Consider the following 10,006-nt stretch of genomic DNA (forward strand, 5'->3'; position numbering starts at 1 on the left):
GTAGATTCGACCGGAGACCGATTTTTTCGCGTCGGAGACGGCCGTCCCCGGCGAGACGCCTCAGTCGTTACCGCGGGCTTCGGCCTGGGCGTCCTCGGAGTCGCCGTTCGAGCCGACCTGGCCGCGAACGTCGAAGCCGCCGGTCTCGGCGCGTCCGCTGAGCTCCCGCTGGGGGAAGGGGATCTTGATCCCCTCCTCGTCGAAGGCGGTCTTGACGGCGCTGACGACGGCGGAGATGGCTTTCCACTTGCGCGGCGGCGTGGGGTGGTCGATCCAGAAGCGCATCTCGAGGACGACCGCCGAGTCGCCGAACTCCTTTGGGAACACCTGTGGGGGCGGGGCGTCGACGACTTCGGTGCAGTTCGAGATGGCCTCGATGGCCACCTCTTTGGCCCGGTCGGGATCGGTCCCGTAGTCGACGCTCACGTCGACGCGGATGCGCAACAGGCCCTTCTGGCTCCGGTTCGTGATCGGGCGGTCGGAGACGCGGTCGTTGGGGATGATGACGAACTCGCCATCGAAGTTCTCCAGCCTGGTGTGGAAGATGGTGATGTCGGTGACGATGCCTTCCTCGCCGCCGATCTCGACCCAGTCGCCGATGGTGAACGGGCGGGAGAACATGAGGACGAACCCGGCGATGAGCGAGCCGAGGGTCTGGCGGGCGGCGAAGCCGACGACGATGCCGAGGAAGCCGGCACCGACGAGGAGGCCGCCGAGGTTGGTGTCCCAGATCCCCAGGATGACGATCCCGGCGAAGCCGAACAGGAACAGCTGGGCGGTCCGCAGGAGGATCTCCTCCTGGTGGTCGGTCAGCCAGTCGGCGTGGCGGCTGAGGTTGGCGACGACATTCGAGAGGTACCGGGCGACCGCGTACGCGGCGAAGAAGACGACCACCGAGCCCAGCGCTCGCCCGAGCGTCTGGAGCTCCGAGTCGTTCGTCACCTCCTCGGACAGGGCCGCGAGTGTCGGTCCGAACCCCCAGAGATACAGTAGTGAGAGCCCGCTGCCGACGAGCAGGCTCAGTTGAGCGGCGCGCAAAATTGCCCCGCTAACGGCCCACTGCAGGGCCGAATCCTGCACTCCCTGGATCAGCCGCGGGAGGACCAGCCAGCCGAACCCCGCGACGACGACGAGCAGCAACGCGGTGACGCCGAGTCGGGCGCCGAGCGTCTCGAACCCCGTGAGGAACGAGCGGGCGGCGTCGACCGGCGTCGCCTGTAGCATACGTCGGGATTCGTGAGTGGACAGTCTTGGGCGTTGCGCTTGTCCGTCCGGTCGCGGGCGCCGTGACACGGCGAGTTCTGGACAGCGAACCTACATATGGGCGGGTGCCGTCCGAGTGGGTATGGATCCACGGTCGGAGCCGAAGGCGCGATGGGATAGGCCGCTCGTGGTCGGCGCCGTCTACGGGTTGACGGCACTGGCGTACACGGCCGCGTACGTCGCGTTCGTCAGCCCATACGGGCTGTTTCTGATCTCGGCCGGGATGCTCGTCGCTTCGTCGACCGTCGCGGCCGTGTTCTCGGGCGTGGCCGTCCACCGACTGGAGGCCGCCGTCGACCCCGTGTCGAGGACGGGGACGGACGCGTTCTCGGGGATGTTCGTCGGCTGGCTGACGATGGTGTTCGCGGGGCCGCTGGCCGTCCTCGGAATGACGCTCCCGATGTACGTCGGCCCGGTAACGAACGTCTCGCTGATCACGCCTCTGCTGATCGCGGCCTATCTCGTCGGCGTCGTCGGGTACGGGCTCGTCGGGACGGTGATCGCCCTCGTCGCCACGCTCGGGACGCCGCTCCTCGTCACGGGCGCAGTGGGGGTCGGGCTCGGACACCTCCGCCGTCGGTCGAGCGCCGCGTCCGGCACTCCGACCGACGGGCCCGCGGACTGACCGGGCGACACCTGCGACCGACCGACGACGCGGCCGCTCGATCGGATCGAGTGGTCAGGAGAGAACCGGTGGAGAGACGCGGCCGTTCAGACGCCGCGACCCTGCATCTTCTCTTCCTCGGGGAGGTCGACGTTGGCGTCGCCCTTCATGCCGGCGCCGATGTTCGAAGTGATCTCGACGAGCGTCTCGGGGTCGTCCCAGTTGTTGACGGCCTCGACGACTGCGGTCCCCATCGCTTCGGGGTCCTCGGCACCGAAGATACCGGAGCCGACGAAGATACCGTCGCAGCCGTGGTGCATCATCAGCGCGGCGTCGGCGGGCGTCGCGATGCCACCGGCGGCGAAGTTGACGACCGGGAGCCGTCCCATCTCGGCGGTCTCGTGGACGAGGTCGGCCGGCGCCTCGTGCTCGCGGGCCCACTTCTCCCGTTCTTCGTGAGTCGCGCCCTCCAGCTCGCGGATGGCGCCCTTGATGTTACGCTGGTGGTGGACGGCCTGGTTCACGTCGCCGGTGCCGGCCTCGCCCTTGGTCCGGATCATCGCCGCGCCCTCGTCGATGCGCCGCAGGGCCTCGCCGAGGTTACGGGCGCCGCAGACGAACGGGGCGGTGAAGTCGCGCTTGTCGATGTGGTAGCGGTCGTCGGCGGGCGTGAGGACCTCGCTCTCGTCGACCATGTCCGCGCCGGCGGCCTCGAGGATCTGCGCCTCCTTGGTGTGGCCGATACGGGCCTTGCCCATGACGGGGATAGAGACCTCGTCGATGATGGCTTCGAGGGAGGCGGGGTCGGCCATGCGGGCGACGCCGCCGCGCTTGCGGATGTCGGCGGGGACGGCTTCGAGGTTCATCACCGCGACGGCGCCCACGTCCTCGGCGATGCGGGCCTGCTCGCGGTCGACCACGTCCATGATGACGCCGCCTTTCTGCATCTTGGCGAACCCGCGCTTGACCAGTTCGGTCCCGCGACGGAGTTCTTCCAGGTCCGTTTCGTCGGTCATGTCCCCGGCTTAGCGTCGGACTCACTTAACGAGTATCGTTCGCGGGTGGAATCCGTCGGCCACCGACTCGACGACCCGACCGCTATCGTTTTGCGCGCGGCGTCCACAGGGTGGGGCATGTCCGCCGTCAGCCGCGTGGGTCGCCGGATCGAGCAGGTCGTCGCCCGCTACTTCGACGCGCCCCTGCCCGACGGCGAGGGGCTTCCCGCCTACGTCGCGCCGCTCCCCGACTGGCTGGAGGACCTGGGCCTCCGGCTGGCGTGGCCCATCGCGCTGGTCAACCTCGTCGGCACGCTCTTTGGCTTCTGGTACTACGCCGGCCAGCCCACCGACCTCGCCCCGCCGCTCCTCGGGGGACAGCTCGGCGCCGCGCCGCTGGTCGCCTACCCGCTCGTCCCCGACTCGCCGGTCGCGACGATGTTCATCGGCCTCTCGCTGGTCGCCTGGAAGCTCGATATCGACGCCGGCCCGCTGCACGCACTCGCGTTTTTCGGCTGTATCAAGCTCGGACTGTGGACGCCGTTCGTCCAGCTCGTCCTCAACGGCCCCGGCGGCATCGCCGCCTGGCTCTACTGGTTCCTGATCTTCAGTCACCTCGCGATGGCCGTCGAAGCGTTCCTGATCCACCGCTACGCCGCCTTCTCGGTCGGCTCGGTCGCCGTCGCGCTCGCGTGGTACGGCTTCAACGACGTTGTCGACTACTTCTGGCCGATCTTAGAGGGCCCCCATCACACCTGGCTGCGCGCCGAACCCTTCCTCACGGCGGGGCTCCCCGACCACACCGTCGCCGCTCACGACCTGGCCGCCGCCTGGGCGGTCGTCCTCACGCTACTCGCCACGTTTCTCGCGCTCGCGACCCGCGTCGAGAAGGTGAAACGCGGCGCGGCCTAGAGCCGGAATCTCGGCCCTGCGCTCCCCGGAAACTTCGGGAAGGTGCTTCCGCGGTCCGAAGCTATACCCCCGGTTCGGCCATGAGTGAGGTATGGTATCGTTCACCGACTCGGAGCGCAGGGCGTTCGCGCGCGACGGCTTCCTCGTGCGCGACGACCTGCTTCCGACCGCGGTCGTCGACGACGCTCGCGCGGCAGTCGTCGACGCGATGGACGCCGACGCGGACGATCCCGAGGCGCTGATCGGGGCGGGCTACGAGGTGGCCGTGGAGGGCGTCGAGCAGGCGCCGCTGACCGAGGTCGCCGAACGGCTGTTCCCGGCTGCCGAGGCGCTAGCCGGCGAGGGCGTCCTCGAAGCCCCTGGCCCCGGGATGCAGGTCGCGCTGGAGTTCCCCGACGGCGACGCCGCCGACCCTGTCCACGGCGCCAAGACCGTCGAGGGTCACCTCGACGGCTACGCCGCCTTCGACGAGAACCCCGAGGTGACGACCTTCCAGCTGGGCGCCGCCGTCTACTTCGACGACGTGGGGCCCCGTGGCGGCGGCTTCACCGTCTGGCCCGGTTCGCATCGGGCAGCGGCCGCCTACTTCGCCGACCACGCCCTGGAGTCGGTCGGCGGAAAGCCGAACAACTCCCAGCTCCCCGCGACGGGCGAGGTGCCCGGCGAGTGGGACTACGACCGACGACTCCACGAGCAGTGGGACCCCTACGAGATAGCGGGGTCGGCGGGGACGGTCGTCCTCTGGCACGGCCTGCTCACCCACGCCGCCGGGATCAACACCGGCGAGCGCGTCCGGATGGCCGGCATCGAGCGCTTCGCCCGCGAGGACATCGAGGACGTTCGTCGGGACGCCGCTTCGAATCTATTCGAGTACTGGCCCGCGATGGCCGGCGTTCCCTTCGTCGAGGGCGGCGACCCGGTCGTCTCGGAGTGAATCCGGTGTGGATGGCTGACCGTCCGCGACCGAACGGAACCGCTACGGCGTTCGGCCGACAACGGCGCGTCGATGACCGAGCCTCTCCTGTCGCGCGACGGCGACCCCGTCAGCGGCGCGTTCGTCGACCGGGTCAACCGCTTCGTGATCCGCGTCGACTTCGACGACGGCGACGGGTCGTCCGACTCGGGTGACGACGACGTGGCAGCGGGCGTCGGCGACGCTTACCTGGGCGACCCCGGCAAACTGCGGAACATCCTCGTTCCGGGCCACGAGATTCTGTGCGAGCCCGTCGACGATCCCGAGCGCGCCACCGACTACGACGCTATCGCCATCCGCGTCGGGGACGTGTGGGTCAGCCTCCGCGCGGCGCTGGCCAACGACCTCTTCGCCGCGGCGCTCCACGACGGGCACCTCCAAGCGTTCGACTGGGCCGAGACGGTCGTCCGCGAGCCCGAGCTACGCGGCTAATACTCTGCCGTTAGAATGTCAGCCATGAATTCGACAAATCCGAAACAACCTAATCATATTTAAGCCAATTCATCAACCAATGATTGCGATTAGAGACAACTCTATGGATGAGGATATGAGGTATGCCAAAGTTAGAATTGGCCATATACGTAGATAAATCAAGCCCAGTGGTTCTCCTTCATTCGGCAGCAATTCAGTTATTACTATATATGATAAGATTGAAAGTAATAGAATTGTCGGACTCATTAGACCATATGATAACAGTAGTAAAACTGGTAATCCGCCGATTAGGATCAAGCCAATAACCGAAGTAAATAATGATATTCCCAGTTGCCATTCATATCCTAATCTCCTAAGAACAGCAAACACTAAAAATGTATGTAGGATGCCAAGTATAGACGACCACACCACATCTAAGAGAGCGATCAACGATATTATTTGTGAATGTTACATATAACACCGTCCCACTTATTGAACTGATCTTGGTTTCCCACATCAATATGTGTTGTAGAAAATCCCAAATCTCTCCAAATATCTTCAATTTGTTGCCTACCTTGAGTGAAAGTAATCCCACCGCTTACAGGTGACAGATCGTGATCCCAAGGATCTCGATGAGCTTGACCAATTGCACAGTAGTGTGAATAGTTCCTGTTAATTGTTGTTGGAAGATCGAATAATCGGATATGCCACTGCTCACTTTTGAGAACAGCGTCGGCTAATTCTGCTACAACTCCTTCGGGAGATGCTTTACTTGTAGTATCTTTCTTGTTCTTCCGTGGTGTTGTCCCGGATTGCGTCTCCATTATTACAACCCTCTTCTGATCTAGTAACCGTTTTTCCCAACCTGACTCTTGCATAATATCCACGATTTCAGCACAACTGGAGACTTCATCATTCTCTCTCCACACACAAGTAATCGGGGAACGAAGTTGATATTTTACTTCTTCTTTGAAAAATGGGGCTAAGGGGGTATACGCATGAAGGGGGCCGGCGTATACCTTATGTCCAGCACCAAGATCGGGGCTAGTTTTAATAAATTCCACATCGAATTCCTTACATTCTTCAATAGTGTCCGTGAAATTATCGCAGGACGAGTAGACCACTCTAATTCTAGAAGCGGATTCAGAAAGTACTTTTTCTCCTAATTCTCGTGGGACTATCTTACTGATTGGATTAACACCTTGGGTAAGATCTCGGATTGAAGAGAGTACATCTTTGGAGTTATTCTCTCCATCACTTGGCGCGCCAGCGCCATCAGCAGCTAGTAAGTTGTCATCGTATCGAACTGACTTAGATAGCCTCTCCTCTAATCTGCTAGCTTCTACTTCACCTTTTCCAATAATTCCATCTCTCTCCCCCAAATCGTCCCATAAATCCTCTAGACTATAGTTTGAATTCGAGAGTGAGTTTTGTGAGACTTTCGCTGGGATGCTATGCTCCCCCGAAAACAAGGCATCATAGCCCAATTTATTAACTCTTTCACCGATATACGAGCTGGCGGTATCGTAGTAAGGGTCTTCAGTCTCTTTCCAAATCCATTGGATTCTGTACATTCTTCTGGAGTCAGCTGGGGTATTTTCTATCACGGCTTCATTCAAATCAACTCCCCACCCGGATAATTATAATTTGATTATCTAATTTAGATTTTACTTATCGCACGGGACTGAATATATAATTGATATCAGACCTCCTTAAATTGAAAACACATATACTATATGCGGTTACTTAGAGAGAAGTGTGTAGCCAAGAGCTTTAAAATTGCAAATCCTCAGATAAAGGCGACCTCAGCCGACGATCAGGACCGCCGACTCCGTCTCGATCATCTCGCCGTCACCCGAGTACGTCCGGGCCTCTTCGATCTCGTACATCTCCGAATCCAACTCGACGCCGGCGACGTGCAACTCGCCGTCGGCCTCCTTGAAGTCGCCGGACTCGATCGCGGCGTCGATGTCGCCGACCTGGCTGCCGTACTCGGGGCCGACCAGCGAGTAATCGAGGTCGACGCCGGTGACCTCGGTGGTGACCTCGGGCGCCTCGTCGAGCGTCTCCAGATCCGCGACGTGCATCGCCTCGGCGACGGCGTCCTCGAAGCCGGCGATACCGCCGTAGACCTGCACGCGGTCGAGGTCGGCGTTGAGCGCCAGCCCGCTGTCGGTCTTGTAGCGGCGCAGCGCGGCGATAACTTCCATCGCCGTCTCGCCCGCTTCCAGATCCGCCTCGTAGCCGCGCGTCTCGGGCCAGTCGACCGTGTGGACCGAGTCGAGGCTGTCCTCACCACCGTCCGCGTAGAGGCGCTGCCACAGTTCCTCGGTGACGTGCGGAAGGAACGGCGCGAACAGCTTCAGGAACGTCCGGTGAGCGGTCAGCAGCGCGTACTCCGTCGAGCGGGCGTCGGCGCCCCCATCCGCGTCGTCCAGTCGCTGTTTGGCGATCTCCAGGTAGTCGTCACAGAAGGAGTTCCAGAAGAACGACCGGAGTTCGTTGCGGGCCTTCGAGTACTCGTGTTCCTCGAACTGCTCGGTGAGCGAGGCGACGGCGTCGTCCAGCTCGGCGAGCATCCAGCGGTCGACTGCTGCGAGGTCGTCCTCGTCCGGTTCCTCGATGCTCTCGGGCTCGCCCGTTAGCTGGTCGATCAGCCGCGAGGCGTTCCAGAGCTTCTGGAGCAGGCGCTCGCCGGCTTCCAGATCCCCTTCCTTGTAGGGGAAGTCGTCGCCGACTGAGGCGCTGGCCGACCAGAAGCGGATGGCGTCGACGGGGTACTGCTCCATCACTTCCTCGGGCAGGACGACGTTACCCCGCGAGGAGGACATCTTCTCGCGGTTCTCGTCGAGGACGTGCCCGTTGATCATGACGCTCTCGAAGGGCACCTCGCCGGTGTGCTCGTAGCACTTGACGACGGTGTGGAACAGCCAGAAGGAGATGATGTCGTGGCCCTGCGGGCGCAGGTCGAACTGGTAGAGTTCCGGCCGCTCCATCGTGAACTCTTCCTCCTGTGCGTCCCAGTCCCAGCCCGCGTTGATCAGCGGAGTGAGCGACGAGGTTGCCCAGGTGTCGAAGACGTCCTCCTCCGGGCGGAGGTCGTCGCCGTCGCAGTCGGGACAGGCGTCGACCGGCGGGTCGTCGGCCAGCGGGTCGACGGGCAGATCCGCCTTCTCGGCCACGACCGTCTCGCCGCAGTCGTCGCAGTACCAGACGGGGATCGGGATGCCCGAGTCGCGCTGGCGGGAGATACACCAGTCCCACTCCAGGCCCTCGATCCAGTGCTGGTAGCGGGTGAACATCTTCTCGGGGTACCAGTCCATCTCCTCGCCGGCTTCGAGGTAGTCGTCGGTCCGGTCGAGCATCTCGACGTACCACTGCTCGGTGACGAGGTACTCGACCTCGGTGTCACAGCGCTCGTGAACCTGGACGGTGTGGTCGTGGTCGCGGCTCTCGACGAGCGCGCCCGTGTCGTCCAGATCCTCGATGATGGCCGCGCGGGCCTCCTCGGTCGTCATGCCCTCGTAGTCGCCGGCGAGGTCGGTCATCGTGCCCGACTCGTCGATGGCGATGCGCAGGGGCAGGTCGTGGGCCTGGTACCACTCGATGTCGGTCTGGTCGCCGAAGGTACAGCACATGACGATGCCGCTGCCGGTCTCCAGGTCGACCCGCTCGTCCTCGATGATGGGGACCTCCTGGCCGAAGATCGGAACCTTCGCCGTGCCGCCGACGAGGTCGGCGTTGTCCTCGTCGTCGGGGTGAACGAACACGGAGACGCAGGCCGGCAGGAGTTCGGGACGGGTCGTCGAGATGGTGAAGGCGGCGTCCTCGTCGGCCGGCCCCTCACCTCGTTCCGGGGCCTCTGCCGAGTCCCCGCGCTCGACCAGGTCGAAGTCGATGTCGTTGAACTTCGTGTGTTTGTCCAGATCCTCCTGTTCGACCTGGGAGATGGCCGTCTCGCAGTCGGGACACCAGATAGTCGGGGCGCGCTGGCGGTACTCCCGGCCCTGTTCGTACAGGTCGATAAAGGAGAGCTGGGAGATGCGCTGGACGCGCGGCTCGATGGTCTTGTAGGTGTTCGTCCAGTCGATGGACATCGCCAGCGACTGCATCTGGTCGGTGAACTCGGACTCGTAGCCCTGGCAGACCTCGCGGCACTTCTCCTGGAACTCCCGGCGGGTGTAGTCCTGGTGGCGGATGCCGAGTTCCTGCTCGGTGAGCCGCTCGGAGGCGATGCCGTTGTCGTCGTAGCCGAACGGGAAGTACGTGTGCCCGCGGGCCATCCGGTGGTAGCGGGCGGCGAAGTCCTGCAGCGTGTGGGCGTAGAGGTGGCCCATGTGCAGGCTCCCCGACACGGTGGGCGGCGGCGTGTCGATGGAGTAGACGAGGTTGGGGTCGACCTCCCCGTCGGGATCGTACTCGTACGTCCCCGCCTCGACCCAGCGGTCCTGCCACTCGGGCTCGACCGCTTCGGGGTCGTACTCGCCGGGGAGCGCCTCGTCGGCGTCCCCGCCTTCCGGGGTGTCGTCCGCCCCGGCGTCGCTGTCGGTACTCATCGGAGCTCACCTCGCGCGGAAGCGAGCGGCGCTCGTGCCCCGAGCGCGGCGGGTATCGGGCGGTGCGTGCGGTCCGTAGCTGCTGACGTGTCTGTCATAGGTCGTATCGGTGGATCGTCGGCCGAGCGGTGCGAACGCAGTCAGAAATGGTGAGTGGTGGGGCTAGGGGGCCCCTACACGTACGGCGGCTACCGGGAGCCGGGGCTCGTTCGCGGTGCGGGCGACGGCTCCGTCGAACGGCCCTGTCATCGGTAGAGAGTGGACGAGGCGCCAACATAACGCTTACGTCATC

General features: G+C 63.5%; 8 protein-coding genes. 4 read left to right on the forward strand and 4 right to left on the reverse strand.

Annotated features, from left to right (window positions below; translation table 11 throughout):
- Positions 1-60 precede the first annotated feature (60 nt).
- Positions 61-1,224 (reverse strand): mechanosensitive ion channel family protein, encoded by a 1,164-nt coding sequence (locus C475_RS14475; RefSeq protein WP_006884598.1) that lies wholly within the window; start codon positions 1,222-1,224, stop codon positions 61-63.
- 121 nt (positions 1,225-1,345) lie between these two features.
- Between C475_RS14475 and C475_RS14480 the strand changes: the two genes are divergently transcribed.
- On the forward strand, positions 1,346-1,888 hold the full coding sequence (locus tag C475_RS14480; protein ID WP_049930682.1) for a hypothetical protein: 543 nt from the start codon (positions 1,346-1,348) through the stop codon (positions 1,886-1,888).
- A gap of 86 nt (positions 1,889-1,974) precedes the next feature.
- On the opposite strand, the gene pdxS is transcribed toward C475_RS14480, so the two are convergent.
- On the reverse strand, positions 1,975-2,883 hold the full coding sequence (pdxS, locus tag C475_RS14485; RefSeq protein WP_006884600.1) for a pyridoxal 5'-phosphate synthase lyase subunit PdxS: 909 nt from the start codon (positions 2,881-2,883) through the stop codon (positions 1,975-1,977).
- A gap of 117 nt (positions 2,884-3,000) precedes the next feature.
- On the opposite strand from pdxS, the gene C475_RS14490 reads away from it, so the two are divergent.
- The 3 genes from C475_RS14490 (at position 3,001) to C475_RS14500 (ending at position 5,179) form a co-directional block, all read left to right on the forward strand.
- Entirely contained in the window at positions 3,001-3,774 is a 774-nt protein-coding gene (locus tag C475_RS14490; protein WP_006884601.1) for a DUF1405 domain-containing protein, read from the forward strand.
- A 91-nt stretch (positions 3,775-3,865) separates the two neighbouring features.
- Entirely contained in the window at positions 3,866-4,708 is an 843-nt protein-coding gene (locus C475_RS14495; protein ID WP_006884602.1) for a phytanoyl-CoA dioxygenase family protein, read from the forward strand.
- Positions 4,709-4,780: 72 nt separating this feature from the next.
- Positions 4,781-5,179, forward strand: coding sequence for a PDDEXK family nuclease (locus C475_RS14500; protein ID WP_006884603.1), 399 nt, complete (start codon positions 4,781-4,783; stop codon positions 5,177-5,179).
- Positions 5,180-5,613: 434 nt separating this feature from the next.
- On the opposite strand, the gene C475_RS23220 is transcribed toward C475_RS14500, so the two are convergent.
- Complete coding sequence (locus C475_RS23220; protein WP_152436439.1) at positions 5,614-6,765, reverse strand: hypothetical protein; 1,152 nt, start codon at positions 6,763-6,765, stop codon at positions 5,614-5,616.
- Positions 6,766-6,963: 198 nt separating this feature from the next.
- On the reverse strand, positions 6,964-9,714 hold the full coding sequence (locus C475_RS14505; RefSeq protein WP_006884604.1) for a valine--tRNA ligase: 2,751 nt from the start codon (positions 9,712-9,714) through the stop codon (positions 6,964-6,966).
- Positions 9,715-10,006: the final 292 nt, after the last annotated feature.

Source organism: Halosimplex carlsbadense 2-9-1 (assembly GCF_000337455.1).
GTDB lineage: Archaea > Halobacteriota > Halobacteria > Halobacteriales > Haloarculaceae > Halosimplex > Halosimplex carlsbadense.

What these genes read in the sequence shown, in the direction of transcription:
- C475_RS14480 (WP_049930682.1), top strand. Translation starts at nt 1,346, where the DNA reads ATGGATCCACGGTCGGAGCCGAAGGCGCGATGGGATAGGCCGCTCGTG.
- C475_RS14500 (WP_006884603.1), top strand. Translation starts at nt 4,781, where the DNA reads ATGACCGAGCCTCTCCTGTCGCGCGACGGCGACCCCGTCAGCGGCGCG.
- pdxS (WP_006884600.1), bottom strand. Translation starts at nt 2,883, where the DNA reads ATGACCGACGAAACGGACCTGGAAGAACTCCGTCGCGGGACCGAACTG.
- C475_RS14490 (WP_006884601.1), top strand. Translation starts at nt 3,001, where the DNA reads ATGTCCGCCGTCAGCCGCGTGGGTCGCCGGATCGAGCAGGTCGTCGCC.
- C475_RS14495 (WP_006884602.1), top strand. Translation starts at nt 3,866, where the DNA reads ATGGTATCGTTCACCGACTCGGAGCGCAGGGCGTTCGCGCGCGACGGC.
- C475_RS14505 (WP_006884604.1), bottom strand. Translation starts at nt 9,714, where the DNA reads ATGAGTACCGACAGCGACGCCGGGGCGGACGACACCCCGGAAGGCGGG.
- C475_RS14475 (WP_006884598.1), bottom strand. Translation starts at nt 1,224, where the DNA reads ATGCTACAGGCGACGCCGGTCGACGCCGCCCGCTCGTTCCTCACGGGG.